Here is a 17,665-nt window from a genome sequence, read left to right on the forward strand (position 1 = left end):
GTACCCACCATGCAAAACGCCCGAGCTCATGGCCCGGGCGTTTCGTGTCTGATCAGCACATATCGTGTCAATCGAAGGCTTGCGGCGGCATCATCGCTTCGACGTGCATGACCAGTTCCTCGAGCACCTGGCGCTGTTCGGCATCCAGCGAGGTCTGGTTGAGCCGTTCGATCTCGCGCGCAAACTCCGTCAGCGTCAGGCTCGACACCTCGGCATCATTCATACGCGCCCAGCGGTAGGTTTCCCACTGCGCCTGTTCGTCGCCACTCAGCGTATCGGGATAATTGCGCGCCCGCAGACGAAATAGCATTTCCTCCAGGCGTGGATCCTGAAACGCAAAACGCGCATCAGCTAGATCCCAGGGCGCCATTTCGCGGGCACGCTGCATTTCGCGACGATCCGCTGGCGAGAAAAAGCCCCCCGAATACAGCATCAAGTCCGGATCGTTGGGCGGCGCTCCGGGACCATCAGCGAACACCTCGGCAGCCTTGGCCGCCACATCCGGCGCGGCCTGAAGCTGCTTCCAGTGCCCCCGACAAGCCTCCATGTCCAGCCCCAGCCGGGCCACGATGTCACCATATTCGCCTTGACGGGGGCCACTGGTGTCCTTGAGCGAGGTGGCCGGCATGATTACCGGGCTCTTGTTGATTTGAATCACCTTGAGTGGAATGCGTGCCTCGCCCTCGGCCAGTTCATCGGCGCTGGCGAATACCCGCTCGCGAATCTGTGTGGCGCTCAATGACAGCAGCGGCGTCGGGTCCACCGACAAATCATAGACGATCACTCCATTGGGGTTGCTCGGATGCTCGACCAGCGGCACCACCAGAGCGCTACACCCCCGACTGGCAGGATAACGCCGCGAGACGTGGAGCATCGGCTTGCGCGCCTGGATGTCCAGCATCTTGGCGACCGTTCGCTTGTCACGCAGCTTGAGCAGATATTCGAACAATTGGGGATTGCGCGATTTGAGCAAGCGCGCTAGCTCAATGGTCGCACGCACATCGGCCAGGGCGTCGTGAGCCCCGGCGTGCTCGATGCCGTTAGCGGAGGTCAAATCCTCGAGGCGAAAGCTCGGCGCACCATCCTCGCGCGTAGGCCACTCGATGCCTTCCGGACGCAGGGCGTGGTACGTACGCACCACATCGATCAAATCCCAGCGCGAGTTGCCGTTCTGCCACTCACGGGAATACGGGTCGATGAAATTGCGGTAGAAGAGATGACGACTGACCTCATCGTCGAAACGCAGCGTGTTGTAGCCCAGTGAACAGGTGCCAGGCACACTCATTTCGGCATGAATGCGCGCGGCGAACTCGATCTCGGCGAGACCTCGACGGCGCGCGGCTTGCGGCGTAATGCCAGTGATCAAACAGGCCTGGGGGTGCGGCAGAAAATCATCCGCCGGCTTGCAATGGAACGTCAGCGGCTCGCCGATCGGATTGAAATCGAGATCGGTGCGGATCGCGGCGAACTGCGCAGGGCGGTCGCGCCGAGGATCGGCACCGAAAGTTTCATAATCATGCCAAAGAAAGGTCGGCTCACTCTTACCCTGCGCCATGGCCGCAGTCTCCCCACTGCCAAAAGCGCTCAGCCTAGCATACCCAGCCAACCGACTCAGCCGAAATGCACCTACTCGTCACGCGGCAGCGTGACGTTAAGCTCGAGCACCGAACAGTCATTGTCACGATCGAGACTGATATTGATCGCATCCTGGTCTACTTGCACGTAACGCCTGATCACCTCGAGCAACTCATTCTCCAGCATCGGCATGTAGTCCGGCTGGTCACGCTCACCGCGTTGGTGCGCCACGATAATCTGTAGGCGTTCCTTGGCAACCGAGGCCGACTTCTTGCGTTCGCGTTTGAGAAATTCGAGTAGTTTCACCGGCGACCTCCTCCAAACATACGGGAGAGCAGCCCTTTCTTCTGGTACCCATAGAAACGTAGCGGTACTTCCTCGCCGAGCAGGCGCGAGACGGTATCAGCGTAGGCTTTACCGGCGTCGCTATCCATGTCGTGCACGACCGGCACGCCCTGGTTCGAGGCACGCAGCACCGCTTCCGACTCGGGAATCAGCCCCACCAGGTTGATGGCCAGAATCTCGCGCACGTCCTCGAGCGTCAGCATATCGCCCGAGGTCACCCGGTTGGGGTCGTAGCGCGTGATCAGCAGGTGTTCCTGCACCGGTGGTTCACTGCGTTCGGCGCGACGCGTCTTGGACGCCAGCAACCCGAGGATACGGTCGGAATCGCGTACCGATGACACTTCAGGATTGGTCACCACGATGGCCTCGTCGGCGAAATACATCGCCAGCTGCGCGCCATGTTCGATGCCCGCCGGCGAATCGCAAACGATGAAATCGTACTCTTGGGATAGCGTTTCGAGTGCCTTCTCCACGCCTTCGGGGGTCAACGCCGCCTTATCGCGTGTCTGCGAGGCCGGCAAGATATGCAGGTTTTCAGTCCGCTTGTCACGGATCAGCGCCTGATTGAGACCAGCCTCTCCCTGAATGACGTTGATCAGGTCGTACACCACGCGTCGTTCGCACCCCATGACCAAATCGAGGTTGCGCAAACCCACGTCGAAATCGATCACCACGGTCTTGTTGCCACGCAACGCCAAGCCCGTGGCGATAGCCGCGGCGCTGGTCGTCTTGCCAACTCCGCCCTTGCCGGAGGTCACTACAATGATCTTGGCCAAGATGAGCTTCCTGTTGCTATTGAGTCGTTCGTACTAGCCATCCACATTGGCGCGAAATGGCGCCCTAACATCCCGACTAGCCGAGCGATGAAATGTTCAATTGGTCATCGCGCAGTTGAACCTGGACAGGCTGGCTCAGCAAGCGCGGGTCGATATCTTCCAACCGTTTGTAATTGCCGGCCAGCGACAATAACTCAGCATGCAATTCCTTACAGAATATACCCGCCTGGCGATTCCCGTGAATGCCACCCAACGCGCGGCCACGCAGCGGGCCATAAACGTGCACGCTACCCGCCGCCAGAACCTCGGCTCCAGGGTTGACCGCACCGACCACGACTAGGTCGCCCTCTGGCGCGGTAACTTGCTGGCCCGAGCGTACTGTACCACGGTAGATACGCCCCACGGCGGGTGTGGATGACGCCTCGGCTTCATCGGGTTGCGGCTCAGCGGCGGCGAGCGGTGCCTCTTCCACGGCACGCGGACGCGCTTCTTGCGGCGGGAACCACCCGAGCCCCAACGCCCAGGCAGATTGCTTCACTGGGTCGGTGCCGCCGCGCACGGCCACCGGCAAAAGCTTATGGGCACGGCACACAGCGCAAATTCGTTCCAGCGCCAAGTGCGGTTCATCGAGTTGCTCGACGCTGAGCACCACCGGCGTATGTTGAAAAAACGCTGGCGACTGGCTCACCTTACCGGCCAGTTGAGCTCGTATCTGCTCGGGGTCGGCGCTCGTCAACTCCATGACCGTCATAGGCAACATACCACCCTTGAAGGTGAACGCCGATGCTACCCGATCCATGTTGAGGCTCATGGCCACACTCCACAGCTGATGACTGATGTATAAGGGTAAAGCTAAGCGAGGGTCGCGATGCCTGCAACTGATGATAAGACCAGCGTTCCGACTTTGTCAGGTGTCTCCGCAAACCGACGCCCTTACCATCGCCGCCTTTTCCCGGTGCCGGCTCGCATGCTTTGATACGCTATGGCACATACGACACTCAATCATGTGACGCTTTTGCTAATATCGTGGCCGACGTGAGACGACAGGAATGCTGTCTCAGCATTATCGCCACGCATTTAATACGCCAAGAACAGGGATGCATGCCGGGTCATGTCTGGATTCTTCCGCCGTTTTTTTGCACCACGCTGGCAACATCGCGACCCTCGCGTCCGTCATGCTGCCATTGCGAAACTCGATATTCACAAATCGGCCGAACGCCACGCCCTCGAGCGCCTGACGCACGATGAGGATGCCAACGTAAGGCGTGAAGCCCTCGCCCAGTTCGAGGACCCCTCGACGCTGCTCGAATGGCTCGTCACGCATGACAGCCCCGAGTTGCGAAACCGTATCATGCAGTTATTGTCCGGCAGCGTGCCCGGAACACCACCCTTGAAGCAACGCCTCGATTTGCTCGGAACAGTGGACGATCGAAACCTGCTAGTGCAACTGGTCGAGACAGGGGACAATCAGGAGCTACGTCTGGCCGCACTGGCCAAGCTCGATGACGAGGCAACGCTGATCCAGCAAGCACGCGACAACGGCATTGCCATGGTCCGCCACGCCGCCGCCGAACGCGTATCGAGCACCGAAGGACTGCAGCGCCTGGCGCGCGAGACGCGTCGCGACAAAGTCGTTACGCGCAAGGCCCGCGAGCGCCTACAACGCCAACGCGCCGACGCCGCCGAAGCCCAAGCCCAGCAGGCCGCTCGACAACGCCTTCTGGAAGCCCTCGAGGCGCATGCCTTGCATGCCTGGGAGCCGCTCTACGGTGCGCGTTATCGCCATCTTGTCCGCGAGTGGGAAGCGCTGACCGATACCCCCAGCGACGACCAGGAGCGGCGTTTCCAGGAAGCTAGCCAGCGCTGCTACAAGACACTCTCCGATCATGATACCGAAGGGCATGCCCAGCATCAGGCGATACAACGCCAGGACGAGGCGGCACGCACCCGCGAGGCGCTCGTCGAAGCGCTCGAGGACGCCGTCGCGAGCCTCAAGCAGGCCTCACAGCTGACCCACCAGGATATCGACAGCCTGCGCGCCCAGCAGCGCCTGCATGGCGAACGTTGGCTGGCCCTGTCCGATCACTACCCGCCGGAAGAGGACATCCAGACACGCTATGCTGAAGCGCAAGCAGCTTGCCAGCACATCGGCGACGCTTGGGATCGTGCCTCGACGCAGGCTCAGGCACTCGAAGCCGCCTTGCGCGACGACCGTGCCGCCATCGACGACTGCCTGGCGAAGATCGATTGGCCGCACGACCTGCCACCGACGCCGCTGATTCATGAAGCCCGGCAACTACGTAACGCCGAGGCAGCCAATGCAAGCACACCCGTCGACCTCTCGACGCTGCGTACGGACCTCGACAAACTCGAAAGCCAGCTTGATCGCGGCACCCTGAAGACGGCTAGCCGTCTTCACCGGCAGCTTCGTCAACGTATCGATGCCTTGCCCCACGCCTCACGCGGCGACCTTGAAGCCCGCTTCAAGCGTCTCGGTGCACGGCTGGCCGAGTTACGCGATTGGCGAGGCTTCGTCGCCGGCCCCAAACGCACGCAACTCATCGAAAGCATCGAAGCGCTGGCCGAGGACGACGAGTCCCCCGATGCCGAGCGTGACCGTCGTCATCGCCAACTGGTCAAGGAATGGGCGGCGCTGGGCGATGCCGCCGCCACGGCCGAGCTTTCGCAGCGTTTTCGCAGCGCGTCCCAGCGCGTCCACGCGGCCCTGAACGACTGGTACCAACAGCGCGATGCCGCACGCACCCGTAACCTCGAGGCACGCGAAGCACTGTGCGAACAACTCGAGGAACTCATTACACACCCGGATGCCCAGGCCGACCCGGATGTACTGCGTCAAATTCGCGACCGCGCACGTGAGCAATGGCAACAATTCTCGCCAGTCCCGCGCGAGCACGCCAAGCCGCTCGGCCAACGCTTCGGCCACATCCGCCATGAATTGCAGACGCTAATCGACCGCCGGGCCAATGAAATCGGCGAGGCCAAGCGTGGCCTGATCGCCGAGGCCGAAAACCTGATGGAAGCCGACATGCCTTCCTCGCAACGCACCGAAGCGGCCAAAGCGCTCCAATCTCGCTGGCGGGCGCTGGGGCGTGCCGCCAAGGGTGAAGAGCAGATGCTCTGGCGCCATTTCCGCGGACTTTGCGATCGTATCTTCGCCGCCCGCGAAGCCGAGCGGGACAATCGTGCCCAAAAAGCCCAAGCTCGCCTGGACAGCATGCAAGCCCTGATCGACCGCTTCGATGCCTGGCAGCCTCAATGCGCCGACGACAGCGAGACACTGGAAAGTGCCGTGCGTGACGCTGAGGCTCTGGAACCCTTGCCCGGCGGCCGCCGCAGCGAGGGCATGCGCCGCCGCTGGCAAGGGATCGTACGTGCCCGTCGCGAACGCCTCGTGCAACTGATCCTCGCCGAGCAAGCCGAGCGCTGGACGCGCTTGCGCTCCTTGCTCGACGCCCACGTCAATGCAGATGACGCGTCCTTGCGCGACGGCCAAATGTCGGATGTCGCGCTACCCGAGGGCATGCCTCAGGACCTGCAGGATGCCCATGCGGCACGTAACACCGCTCGCCGAGAGGGCGACAGTGAAACGGCGCATCACGAACTGAGCCGACTGGTGGTTCAAGTGGCACTGCTCGCCGACGAACCAGTGGCCGCACAAGAAGAGCCGCTGCGTCTGGAAGTGCAAGTCGCGCGGCTCAATAATGGCCTGGGCCAGGCGCCGCAACCCGACCAGGAACTGGCCGATGTCTTGCGCCAATTGCTGGAAACCGGGCCCGTCGCGTCCGATGCATGGGCTTCCCGAGTCACGCGCTTCGATGCCTTGTTCGACGTTATCGCCCAACGCGTGGCCTGAATATACAGCGAGACGATGGTTTTCTTCTTGACCCAAGTCGTAAAAAATGTAGAATACGTCGCAGTTGATGCGGGGTGGAGCAGCTTGGTAGCTCGTCGGGCTCATAACCCGAAGGTCATCGGTTCAAATCCGATCCCCGCTACCAAACAGATAAAAAAGCGGTGTCCGTGAGGACACCGCTTTTTTGTGTTTCCCGCACCAAGCGTTGCATCTCACTCAGCCTCGCCAGATCCTTGTGTGCGTTCGGATGACGACATCCCCAAGCGCCCGATCCCCGGCAGCTTGAGCGCCGGCCGCGTTAGGTCGATGCCTAGCGTCAGGCCCATCAGTTGCCACTCGATGCCTTCGTCATAGGCGACGGTCAATCCCAGCACCCCACCCAGCGAGACTTGATAACCGGTCCCACTCGGCGCCTCGGCCACGATAGTGTCCAGCAGGTAATCCTTGCCCACGGCGGTCGGCGGAAAATCGACACGCACCCCCGGTACCCGGCGCACCACCCAGGCCACGAAGGTATTGCTGTTGGGGCCCGGCCACACGCGATAGCGATCAGTCACTGGATACGCCGCCACGGCCTCGCGAATCTCGGGGATCGCGCGCTCGGCCGCCTTACCTCGTAACTCGGTCAGCAAGGTCGGTGCGCTTCCATACCAGGCGCGGTCGGGCGCGTCGGGACGCGAGGAGACCGTGGGTCGCCGCCAGCCGAGGACCTGGTGGACCTGATAATGCGTCGCGCCAGCCGGCTTGGTAGCGATCCATGTATGCACACCGAACGCCCCACGCCAGTCGAAGGCGCGAGCCGCATATAACTGCACCAAGGCCTCGGGATGCGTGCTCGGTGCCGGCGCCACCCCCACCGAGGAGCGATCCGCCTGGGACCAGGCGCCACCTAGCGCGACGCGCTGACTTGCCAGCATGTAGGCGGGGCCAGCCATCAACAGGGCCAGCACGACGGTCAGACTCACCGTCAGCCATAAGCTTTTCTTGATCGCTCGGTGCATGCGACTGTTCTCCAGATGTAGTGATGCATTCATTACATACCATCATGCGCCAGCGCCGGGGGCTTGAATCCGCGCCTCGTGACCCGCATAACAAAAAGCAGTTCAATAGCGTCTTTACGCTTTACGTTCACACGATACTATCGATCCACACGCTACTTATCGAAAGGCCATTGCCATGCCGATCATCGATCCGCGTACCGGCGAACCCCTTACGTCGCCTCAAGACGAGAACACCAGCGCTTCGCAAACCACTGCCGGCACTCAGGATGCTTCTCAGTTCATCGTTGATGTCGACATGTCCAACTTCCAGCAGGTCGTGCTCGAAGGTTCGATGCAAGGGCCGGTGTTGCTCGATAGCTGGGCATCCTGGTGCGAGCCGTGCAAGAACCTCATGCCGGTGCTGGAGAAGCTGGCACACGAATACGGTGGCGCCTTCACCCTGGCCAAGCTGAACATCGAGGATAATCAGGAAATCGCCACGCAACTTGGTATCCGCTCGGTGCCCGACGTCAAGCTGATTGTGCAGGGGCAGCTCTACGATCAGTTCCAGGGCGCTTTGCCCGAATCGCAGATCCGCGAATGGTTGTCGCAGTATCTCAAGGCGCCCGAGGCTGCCGAAGCCACCCCCGAGGAGAAAGCCCAGCAGGCCTTGGATGCGGGTGATGCCGCCACTGCACGCGGTATCTACGAAACGCTGGTCAAGGAGTGGCCCGAGCACTACGACTATCAGATCGAGCTAGCGGGCGCACTAATCGCAGAAGGCAATGCGGTGGATGCCCGGGCACTGCTCGACAACCTGCCCCCAGAACATCGCGACACGCCCAAGGCACGCGGTGTCCGCGCGCGCATGGACTTCGGCGAGGAAGCTCCAAGTGCCGAGGAAGTGGCCGAGCTGGGCGAGCGTGACGATAGCGAGGCGCAATTCAAGCGCGCCCTACGCCAAGTCGCCGATGGCCAATACGAAGCCGGGCTAGATGGCTTGATGGCGCTGATGAAAACCGATCGCGCCTATGGCGACGACGTCGCCCGCAAGACCTTGTTGCGCGTCTTCGATGCCCTCGGCGCCGACCATCCCCTGACGGTCGCCTACCGCCGCAAGATGTTCGCGCTGCTCTACTAAGCCCTGCCACAGGGGGTGCCTCACGTCAGGAGGCCCCCTGCGCCTCGCACCACCCTGAACATGGCTATCCAGAACGCAAAAGCCGTGCATCGATGCGTTCCAGCGCCTCTTCGAGCAGATGGGTGGGCGTGCCAAAATTCAATCGCACGAATCCCGGGCACCCGAAATCGGCTCCATCGGACAACGCGACGCGCGTCGAGTCCAACAAGGTTTGCTGCGGCGAGACGCCAAGCCCCGCCTCGCGCATGTCGAGCCAAGCCAAATAGGTCGCCTCGGGGGGTGCCATCGTGACGCCAGGCCACCGGGATACATGATCGCGCAATCTCTGCAGATTGGTGTTAAGCGTCGCCAGCAACTCACGGCGCCAAGCTTCGCCGTGCGCATACGCCGCCTGAGAGGCGGTCAATCCCAAGATATTGACCTCAGGAAGCAATCCCGCTGCCGCCTCACGAAAACGCCGCCGTAGCTCGGGGTCGGGAATCACCGCGCAGGCGCTAGATAGCCCAGCGATATTGAAGGTCTTGGAAGGCGCCCAGAGAGTAATCGTGCGCTGGGCCAAGGCCGGCGATAAAGACGCCAACGGACGATGCCGACGCGTCGCATCGAGTATCAGATCGCAATGCAGCTCGTCGGAAACGATCAACAGGTCGTGGCGTTCGGCGAGCTCGCCCAGAGCGTGTAGTTCGTGCTCGTCCCAGACGCGTCCCGTGGGATTGTGCGGATGGCACCACAGCAGCAGACGCGTCTGCGGCGTGATCGATGCTTCCAGTGCCTCGAGATCGAGTCGCCAAGGCGCGCCCGGCGCCTCGGGCTCGGCCAGCATCACGCGCTCGGCGATGCGACCGCTGCGTTCGGCCACACGTAGAAAAGGCGGATAGATCGGCGTCGCGGTCAGCACCGCCTGGCCAGGACTGCAGAAGGTCTGGGCGGCCAGATGTAGAGCTGGCACCACGCCGGGAATCCATACCTGCCAGTCAGGCTCGATCGACCAGGCGTAATGATCGGCGCTCCACGCGCAGAGCGTCTCGCGAAGCGTATCGGTCAATCTGCCATAACCGAAGACACCATGAGACACGCGTTCCTCAAGCGCCGAGACGACCGCCGGGGGAGACACGAAATCCATGTCCGCGACCCATAGTGGCAGGACATCGTCAGCATAACGCTGCCATTTTTGTGACGGATACTGTCGCCGATCCAACGGCGTGGCAAAATCGTATGGCATGCTAAGACTCATCGACTCGAACGGAAGACTCTCGAACATGCCTGAAACCTCGTTCTATGCCAAGGCCATGCGAGGCACACCACGTCTGGTGAGACGCTGGCTGATGCTGGGCCAGGCCGCTCCCGATCGTCTGGCGATGATTCTCGCTGACACCTCGCGCCTGGCCGGGCTCGGCGAACCGCAAGCCGAACCCGATGGGCGCTGTCTGCGTGAATGGAGCAGCGACTGCCAACCACCTCTGTGGGCAGCACGTACCGCCGTCTTCCTGCTGATCCAGATGCCGGCACGCCCGACGCCCGACGACGACGAAGAAGCCTGTGCCTGGGCCTACTGCTGGCTGCGCAACCGCGATTTTCAGTCCCTAGACGCCGCTCACGAGGCCCTACCGAGTCACTTACGCGAACCGCTTGCCAAGGCCCTGGACGCCGCTTGGGTCGACCAGGACGCCTTGCGTCTTATCTGAGGACGCAGAGCAGACTTGACCACATGCCACCAGCAGCCGATGCTAATGAACCTTCCGCACACTGAGTCAACGAGGAGGTCGCTCCCGCATGACGCCCGCCATTCGCCTTCTTGAGCGCAGCGCCATCCCGCACGAGGTGCTGCAATACACGCACGATCCCAAGGTTGCCGCCTACGGCGAGGAGGCCGTGACGGCGCTAGGGCTGGCGCCGGATAGCGTGTTCAAGACCTTGCTCGCGCAACTCGATGATGGGCGTCTTGTCGTCGCTCTCGTGCCCGTCATGGCCACACTCGACCTCAAAGGACTCGCCAAGGCTGCCGGCACACGCAAGGCCAGAATAGCCGACCCCGCTCTGGCCGAGCGCACCACGGGCTATGTCGTGGGCGGCATCAGCCCACTAGGACAGCGCAAACGCCTGCCCACCTTCGTGGACGACAGCGCCCGCGCCTTGTCGTCGCTCCACGTCAGTGGCGGTCGGCGTGGCCTGGAAATATGCCTGGCGCCCACGGCATTGATCGCCCTGCTCGAGGCGACCACAGCCCCGCTGGCGCGGGCATGAAACACCTTCGATAGGCGGGGATGCTCGTATGGCGATTCGCTACGACCTATGGCTCACGCCCGACGACGAACCCCGCCACCGCAGGGTCGAAAAGGCGCTGGAGCACTTCTTCGTGGCACGCTTCGCAGACTATCCTCACCTTCAGTTGCCCGGCGCTGACCCCTACGATTATGATGCTCCCTTCAACCGCCTGTATGACGCCTTACTCGCACGAGCACGCGACTATTGCGAGCGTGAATGGCACTACGTGCCGACGCCCGCGCAGCTCAATACGGCATTCTTCCGGGCCGTGGCCCACTCGCCGAAATTCGTACTGGACCCCCGCGATGGTGATTCGTCCTGAAAAGGCGCCCGATGAGCGCCAACTGGCCCTCATTACCCAACAACTGGGCCGCGCGCCGCGTGGCATCCAGACCGTGTCTGCGGCCACGCAAGACGGCATACCGCTGGTGCTGCGCATGCATGCCATCGTCGACGACAAACCGTTCCCGACGCATTTCTGGCTGTGCTCCGATCACTTGAAGATCGCCATCTCACGCATCGAGGCCCAAGGCGTTATCAAGGCACTCGAGTCATGCCTCCAGGAAGAGGTCGACTTCATGGCTGCGTACCGGCGTAGCCACGAGGATTACGTGGCCCAACGCTGGCAGACCATGAGCGACGCCGAACGCGATATCGTCGACCGCCACGGCTATCACGATCTCTTCACGCGGCGCGGCATCGGTGGCATCGCTAACTGGGATCAGGTGCGCTGCCTGCATATGCAATACGCCCATCATCTATGCGGCGACAATGCCATCGGACGCTGGATGGATGCCGAGTACGATGTGCTCGCCTGTCTGCGCTAGCATTCTGTGGCACTTGGCCGGTCATCGCGCAAGACACGGATGTCGAGACAAGTCTATCGATCTGATAAGGAGGAATCGTGCGCATCTGTATCTATATGGGGTCGCGTGAAGGACGCGATGCCGGCTTTCGTCGCGCCGCCGAGGCGCTGGGTCGGTGCATTGCGCAACGCGGCTGGGGGCTGGTCTACGGCGGCGCCCGCGTCGGCTTGATGGGCGCCGTGGCCGATGCCGCGCTGCACGAAGGCGGCGAGGTCATCGGCGTCATTCCCCATCACTTGGTCGAGCGCGAACTGGCCCACGAGGGGCTGACGCATCTGCTGCGTGTCGACGATATGCATGCGCGCAAGTCGGCCATGGCCGAGCACGCCGATGCGTTCATCGCCCTGCCCGGCGGCATCGGAACCCTGGAAGAGCTGTTCGAGACGTGGACCTGGCAATACCTGGGGCTTCACGATAAGCCTATCGGCGTACTCGACGTCAACGGCTTCTATCGACCATTATTGGAATTTCTGGACCATACCGTCGCGCATGGCTTTCTCAACCCCGAGACACGCGCGAGACTCGCCGCCGCCGCTGACCCCGATCACTTGCTCGACCGCTTGATGGCAGCAAAAAACGCACCACAGTCGACCTCGTGAGCGTACGCCACGATGCTTCACGGGCGCCGACCAGTTGATTCCATCTTCAAGGAGGAAAGGTCGATGTACGCTATCGCCATCAACGATCAGACGCTGGTCTGGCAACCCCATGACGCGCCGCGCGGCATTGCCGCTGACGAAGTGCGCATCGATGTCGCCTGGGCGGGGATGAACCGCGCCGACGTGATGCAACGCGCAGGTCAATACCCACCGCCGCCCGGCGAAAGCGAGGTCCCCGGGCTCGAAGTCAGCGGCACCATCGCCGAGGTGGGCCGCAGCGTGGAGCGCTTCAAGCCCGGCGACAAGGTCTGCGCCCTGCTGGCTGGTGGCGGTTACGCTGAACAAGTAGTGGTCGCCGAGGCCCAGGTACTGCCCATTCCCCAAGGGTTCGCCCTGCGTGACGCCGCCGCACTGCCGGAAGTCTTCGCCACCGCTTGGCTCAATCTATACATGGAAGGCGCCGCCAAACATGGCGAGCGAATCGTCCTGCATGCCGGTGCCAGTGGGGTGGGGACGGCCGCCATTCAATTGTGCCGTGCCTTCAGCAACCCGTGCTTCGTCACCGTCGGTAGCCAGGAAAAGCTGGATGCCTGTAAGCGGCTTGGTGCCGATGCCGGCTGGAATCGGCACGAGGGCAGCTTCGTCACGCCGATCAAGGACTGGGGCGGCGCGGACATGATTCTCGACCCGGTGGGCGGCGACTATATCGCCCAGGATCTACAGGTGCTCAACCCCGACGGGCGGGTGGTATTGATCGGCTTGATGGGAGGGCGTGACGCTCAGATTGACCTCGGTCACATGCTGATGAAGCGTCAACGTGTCATCGGCTCGACGCTGCGTTCGCGCTCGCCTCGCGCCAAAGGCGCCATTCTCGATGCGCTGCATGCCCATGTTTGGCCCAAACTAGCCAATGGTGACATCAAACCGCTGATAGACAAGGCCTGGCCGATTCAAGATGCCGACACCGCGATGCAGCACATGATCGACAATGCCAACACAGGCAAGGTGCTGTTGAGCGTCAGTGGAGAAGGGTAGCGGCCATCTAAAGCCAATTATCGCCGGGCGAGTGACTGGAACACGATCTAGAGGGGTTTCTAGGCGAGCCCTGCGGCATCACGCGTACGCTGATAGGTCAACTGCAACAAGCGTGCATCGTCACCGGCTCGGTGGCGCTGAATGCCTCGCTCACGGATGATGACCTCTTTCATCGCCCCCCACCGTTCGAGTTGCGATTCATCCAGCAAACGACGCAGTGCCTCGAGACGAAAGCGCGGCAGCATGCCCGCGTGGTGAAACAATAGCGACAGCCAGGTATTGTCGTATCCCCAGCTATCGCTATAGGCGATACCGTCGACTCCCAGTTCATCGTTGAGCCATCGCGCAACTTCGATGACGGGATAGCCCTCGCGGTGCAGTCGACCACGCGAAATGCCATGCAACAGTTCGGCCTTGGGATCCCAGTGGGTCCACTCATCCAACGGTTGGATAAGGAAGGCACAAGTACTGCCATCGGCCCGCGCGATGCCCACCTCTATCGGATAGCTGCCACGCCCGAAACCGGACGCTTCGATATCGAGCAGTATCGGCAACACGTGGCAGCATTCCTCTTCAAAGCGATATCACGAACGCGACGTAGCCCACGATGTCCACCGGGACCACACCAATCAGACTACGTGAACGGGAAACACGATGCGAGCCCCATGGCACTACTCTCAGTCAGTGCGTCTCAATGCGTCAGTGACGCGACCGGCTCGCCGGCTTCGCTGCGTTGCGCGCGTTCGGCAAGTGCGTCCCATTGCGCAGCACGCCGGGAGTCGACGGGAAGCCCCAGGTGGGCATGACGGTAGGCCTCGGCCATACGCTCGGCGGCCAGGCCATGGCCGGCTTCGGCGGCACGCGCATACCATGTCACCGCTTTTTCTTCACGGCGAGCGTACTGCGCACAGCCGAACTCGTAAATGCGGCCCGCCTGGTACTGCGCATGCACATCACCCGCATAGGCGGCCTGAAAGACATAGCGCGCCCCCTTGGCCTTATCCTGCGGGGAGTTACCACGATGAAACAGCATATGGCCATAGAACGAAAGCGCGGCGGTGTGGCCGGCTTCGGCACAGCGCTGAAAAAGTCGCATCGTCAAACGATGCTTGCCGGGAGAGCGTGTCATCCAGCGGGCATGTAACAGTTGGGCTGCGAGACGGTATTCGAGCCGAATCCGCAGAGAGGATACCTGTTGCATAACCATCGACCCTGAAGTCGTCGTGACCGAGAAAGGTACGTAAACGATTGCGTCGGCTCGGGCTCTCCCTGCACGCGCCAACACCCCGGATAAAATCACTGTCACCGTTGCCTGACATACCGCTTGGTGCCCGTATCCCCGGCAACGGGGCGCCAAGCATACGCTTACTCTCAGACGGACTCAACCCCCGTTTGCCGCCCGCAAACGGCACCGCTACCATGCCGTTTCAATCACTTTTTTCGATACCCGCGCGGAGCCTCAGATGCAAACACGCCCCCTCGGTCAGACCGGCATTGACGTCAGCCGCTTGTGCCTAGGTACGATGACCTTCGGCGAACAGAACACCGAAGCCGATGCCCATGCACAACTCGATCGCGCCACTGCCGCAGGCATCAACTTCATCGATACCGCCGAGATGTACCCTGTCCCGCCCAAGGGCGAGACCCAGGGACTCACCGAGGCTTATATCGGCAGTTGGCTCAAGGCACGCGGCAAACGTGACGACCTGGTCATCGCCACCAAGGCCGCTGGCCCTGGCCTCGACCATGTACGCGGTGGCCCGCGTTTGACCCGCAGTCATTTGCAGCGTGCCGTCGACGATAGCCTGACGCGCCTGAATACCGACTATATCGATCTTTACCAGCTCCACTGGCCCGACCGTAGTGCCAACTTCTTCGGCAAGCTGGACTACCAGCATAACGAGGACGAGGATGCCACGCCGTTGGCAGAAACACTCACGGCCCTCAAGGAACTCGTCGACGCGGGCAAGATTCGCGCCATCGGGCTATCCAATGATACGCCGTGGGGCGTGATGCAAAGCCTACGCCTTGCTGACTCGTTGGATGTGCCGCGCGTAGCTAGCGTGCAGAACCCCTATAACCTACTCAATCGCAGCTTCGAGGTCGGGCTCGCCGAGATCGCCCATCGTGAAGACGTCGGCCTTCTGGCCTACTCGCCATTGGCCTTTGGCGCGCTCACCGGCAAATACCTCGATGGCGCCCGTCCGCCCAAGGGTCGCTTGACCTTGTTCGAGCGCTTCAAGCGCTATACGTCCGACCTGGCCGAGGAGGCGATCAGCGCTTATGTCGGGATTGCACGCGAACATGGTCTGGACCCTGCCCAGATGGCCTTGGCCTATGTCAACTCACGCTCGTTCTTGACCAGTAACATCATCGGCGCGACCACACTCGAGCAGCTCGACGCCAATCTGGCCAGCGAGGATCTGACGCTGGACACTAGCGTGTTCGAGGCCATCGAGGCCGTGCATCGTCAGCACCCCAACCCCTGCCCTTGACGCTAATGGCGTGCCTATCGCCATGATAGGCATGCCATCATCGGAGCGCCTGGGTATGCTTGTTATACTGACGATACTGAACATTTCGATCCCGAACGCGAGGACTGCGCATGCTAAGCGTCATTTCACCGGCCAAGACACTGGATTTCAAAACATCGCCGACGACCGCGACCTATACCCAACCGGAGTACCTTGAGCAAAGCGCCGAACTGATCGAGATCCTGCGCGATTATTCACCTCAACGGCTTTCCGAGTTGATGGGCATCAGTGACAAGCTGGCAGGACTCAATGCCGCGCGATTTGCCGAATGGGCACCGCCATTCTCGCCAGAAAACGCCAAGCCGGCCGTACAGGCGTTCCAGGGCGACGTTTACATGGGGCTTGATGCACCCTCGTTCAGTGAGCGGGATAATCAGGAAGCACAGCAGCGTCTGCGCATTCTCTCAGGGCTTTATGGGCTGCTGCGTCCACTCGATCTGATTCAGCCTTATCGTCTGGAGATGGGAACCAAGCTGGCTAATCCGGCGGGCAAGGATCTCTACGCCTTCTGGCGAGAGCGCCTCACCCAGGGCCTTTCCCGAGCCGTAGAAGAAAGCGGCTCGCCGGTGCTGGTCAATCTCGCGTCCAACGAATACTTCAAGGCCATTGATGCCAAACGCTTGACGTGCCGTGTCATCACGCCAGTCTTCAAGGATGAGAAGAACGGTCAATTCAAGAGCATCAGCTTTTATGCCAAGAAAGCCCGAGGCTTGATGGCCGCCTGGATGATTCGCCAGCGTGTCGACGATCCCGAGGACTTGAAACGCTTCGACGTCGGCGGCTATCGCTTCAACAGCAGCCTGTCTGACGGCGACACCTGGGTTTTCACACGCAGAGCAGACGAGACGGTCACTTACTGATAGCTTGCGTGGCCGGCCTTGAGCCGGCCAGCCTCCGGCACCACAAGCGTCAATCCCACACTCAGAACACGCCGCCCTTTTCCAATGCCGGCAACACAGGCACAGGAAACGTTGGCTCGACGCCGGTGAGGTTCGACAAGGGAGGGTTTACTGGGCGGCGCCAAGGAGCACTTCATGATCTTGCCGTGCGCCTGAGACAATAACGACCTGACGCACATTCAGGAATACGTACTCCAGCTCTGGGGCGCCTTGGTATGTGCAGGGTATCGTGCAGAATCCCAGCGTCTGAGATCAGCGAATATGCGTCACGTTGGTGACGCCTTACCCTATAATAAACATACAAAAGGCCGGGCAAATTGCCCAGCCTTTCAGGAATTCCAAGCGATCAACGCAGAGCCTTAGTCCTGCGCGTCCTCGGCTGCATTTTGAATATCCTCACCCGCTTCTTCCATGCTATCGCCAGCATCGTCCATAGCGTTATCCACGGATTCTCCAGCCTCTTCTGCGGGGCCGTTATCGTCGCACGCCACGACACCAACTGCCGTCATGCCAATGATCAGCGCCAAGGCCATTTTCCGAAGCCATTCACTACGCAGCATACTATTCTCCTTAATGATTACGTACTCCATGTACGATGCTCACTTAAGCACAGAGGACAACAACAGGCAAATAGTACGGAAACTACGGCATATGCATAGGCATAAAAAACCCCCGCCTCTTTCGAAGCGGGGGTTTTCGAATAAATGCCTGAAATGCCTGACGATGACGGGCCGGCCATCCGGGACTCTCCATGGGGAAGGCCCTCAATGAATGAA

The 17,665-nt window shown here is 61.3% G+C and carries 19 protein-coding genes and 1 tRNA gene; 11 read left to right on the top strand and 9 right to left on the bottom strand.

The window, feature by feature from the left end:
* Positions 1-67: 67 nt before the first annotated feature.
* From sbcB to minC, 4 genes are all read right to left on the bottom strand, one after another.
* Positions 68-1,555: an exodeoxyribonuclease I gene (sbcB, locus tag OP495_RS05855; protein WP_280567802.1), complete on the bottom strand. Its 1,488-nt coding sequence runs from the start codon at positions 1,553-1,555 to the stop codon at positions 68-70.
* A gap of 71 nt (positions 1,556-1,626) precedes the next feature.
* On the bottom strand, positions 1,627-1,881 hold the full coding sequence (gene minE, locus OP495_RS05860) for a cell division topological specificity factor MinE (RefSeq protein ID WP_280563647.1): 255 nt from the start codon (positions 1,879-1,881) through the stop codon (positions 1,627-1,629).
* Positions 1,878-2,696: a septum site-determining protein MinD gene (gene minD / locus OP495_RS05865; RefSeq protein WP_280563648.1), complete on the bottom strand. Its 819-nt coding sequence runs from the start codon at positions 2,694-2,696 to the stop codon at positions 1,878-1,880. The genes minE and minD overlap by 4 nt, the downstream gene beginning before the upstream one ends.
* Before the next feature lie 76 nt (positions 2,697-2,772).
* A complete protein-coding gene (gene minC / locus OP495_RS05870; protein ID WP_280563649.1) occupies positions 2,773-3,507 on the bottom strand; it encodes a septum site-determining protein MinC in 735 nt (244 codons plus the stop codon).
* Positions 3,508-3,807: 300 nt separating this feature from the next.
* On the opposite strand from minC, the gene OP495_RS05875 reads away from it, so the two are divergent.
* Complete coding sequence (locus tag OP495_RS05875) at positions 3,808-6,570, top strand: DUF349 domain-containing protein (protein WP_280563650.1); 2,763 nt, start codon at positions 3,808-3,810, stop codon at positions 6,568-6,570.
* Positions 6,571-6,638: 68 nt separating this feature from the next.
* Positions 6,639-6,715: transfer RNA gene (locus tag OP495_RS05880), tRNA-Met, on the top strand.
* 67 nt (positions 6,716-6,782) lie between these two features.
* On the opposite strand, the gene OP495_RS05885 is transcribed toward OP495_RS05880, so the two are convergent.
* Complete coding sequence (locus OP495_RS05885) at positions 6,783-7,604, bottom strand: DUF3750 domain-containing protein (protein WP_348521299.1); 822 nt, start codon at positions 7,602-7,604, stop codon at positions 6,783-6,785.
* A gap of 142 nt (positions 7,605-7,746) precedes the next feature.
* On the opposite strand from OP495_RS05885, the gene OP495_RS05890 reads away from it, so the two are divergent.
* Entirely contained in the window at positions 7,747-8,691 is a 945-nt protein-coding gene (locus OP495_RS05890) for a co-chaperone YbbN (RefSeq protein WP_280563651.1), read from the top strand.
* A 64-nt stretch (positions 8,692-8,755) separates the two neighbouring features.
* Here OP495_RS05890 and OP495_RS05895 read toward each other — a convergent pair whose 3' ends face one another.
* Positions 8,756-9,913, bottom strand: coding sequence for a PatB family C-S lyase (locus tag OP495_RS05895; protein ID WP_280567804.1), 1,158 nt, complete (start codon positions 9,911-9,913; stop codon positions 8,756-8,758).
* A 37-nt stretch (positions 9,914-9,950) separates the two neighbouring features.
* Between OP495_RS05895 and OP495_RS05900 the strand changes: the two genes are divergently transcribed.
* From OP495_RS05900 to OP495_RS05925, 6 genes are all read left to right on the top strand, one after another.
* Complete coding sequence (locus tag OP495_RS05900; RefSeq protein ID WP_280567806.1) at positions 9,951-10,376, top strand: hypothetical protein; 426 nt, start codon at positions 9,951-9,953, stop codon at positions 10,374-10,376.
* 88 nt (positions 10,377-10,464) lie between these two features.
* On the top strand, positions 10,465-10,935 hold the full coding sequence (gene ybaK / locus OP495_RS05905; protein WP_280563654.1) for a Cys-tRNA(Pro) deacylase: 471 nt from the start codon (positions 10,465-10,467) through the stop codon (positions 10,933-10,935).
* 28 nt (positions 10,936-10,963) lie between these two features.
* Positions 10,964-11,278 (top strand): hypothetical protein, encoded by a 315-nt coding sequence (locus tag OP495_RS05910; protein WP_280567807.1) that lies wholly within the window; start codon positions 10,964-10,966, stop codon positions 11,276-11,278.
* On the top strand, positions 11,262-11,783 hold the full coding sequence (locus OP495_RS05915; protein WP_280563656.1) for a DUF501 domain-containing protein: 522 nt from the start codon (positions 11,262-11,264) through the stop codon (positions 11,781-11,783). The genes OP495_RS05910 and OP495_RS05915 overlap by 17 nt, the downstream gene beginning before the upstream one ends.
* A 74-nt stretch (positions 11,784-11,857) precedes the next feature.
* On the top strand, positions 11,858-12,421 hold the full coding sequence (locus tag OP495_RS05920) for a TIGR00730 family Rossman fold protein (RefSeq protein WP_280567816.1): 564 nt from the start codon (positions 11,858-11,860) through the stop codon (positions 12,419-12,421).
* 63 nt (positions 12,422-12,484) lie between these two features.
* Positions 12,485-13,456 (top strand): NAD(P)H-quinone oxidoreductase, encoded by a 972-nt coding sequence (locus tag OP495_RS05925; protein WP_280567808.1) that lies wholly within the window; start codon positions 12,485-12,487, stop codon positions 13,454-13,456.
* Between the two features lie 59 nt (positions 13,457-13,515).
* On the opposite strand, the gene OP495_RS05930 is transcribed toward OP495_RS05925, so the two are convergent.
* Both OP495_RS05930 and OP495_RS05935 read right to left on the bottom strand, forming a co-directional pair.
* Positions 13,516-14,013, bottom strand: coding sequence for a hypothetical protein (locus OP495_RS05930; RefSeq protein WP_280567809.1), 498 nt, complete (start codon positions 14,011-14,013; stop codon positions 13,516-13,518).
* A gap of 134 nt (positions 14,014-14,147) precedes the next feature.
* On the bottom strand, positions 14,148-14,657 hold the full coding sequence (locus tag OP495_RS05935; protein ID WP_280563659.1) for a sel1 repeat family protein: 510 nt from the start codon (positions 14,655-14,657) through the stop codon (positions 14,148-14,150).
* A 262-nt stretch (positions 14,658-14,919) separates the two neighbouring features.
* On the opposite strand from OP495_RS05935, the gene OP495_RS05940 reads away from it, so the two are divergent.
* Positions 14,920-15,951 carry an NADP(H)-dependent aldo-keto reductase gene (locus OP495_RS05940; RefSeq protein ID WP_280567811.1) on the top strand — a complete coding sequence of 344 codons (1,032 nt, stop codon included), beginning with the start codon at positions 14,920-14,922 and terminating at the stop codon, positions 15,949-15,951.
* Positions 15,952-16,061: 110 nt separating this feature from the next.
* Complete coding sequence (gene yaaA, locus OP495_RS05945) at positions 16,062-16,850, top strand: peroxide stress protein YaaA (protein WP_280567813.1); 789 nt, start codon at positions 16,062-16,064, stop codon at positions 16,848-16,850.
* 398 nt (positions 16,851-17,248) lie between these two features.
* Here yaaA and OP495_RS05950 read toward each other — a convergent pair whose 3' ends face one another.
* Positions 17,249-17,449 carry a hypothetical protein gene (locus OP495_RS05950; RefSeq protein WP_348521300.1) on the bottom strand — a complete coding sequence of 67 codons (201 nt, stop codon included), beginning with the start codon at positions 17,447-17,449 and terminating at the stop codon, positions 17,249-17,251.
* Positions 17,450-17,665: the final 216 nt, after the last annotated feature.

The sequence above is a fragment of the Chromohalobacter sp. 296-RDG genome, from assembly GCF_029889885.1.
Lineage (GTDB): Bacteria > Pseudomonadota > Gammaproteobacteria > Pseudomonadales > Halomonadaceae > Chromohalobacter.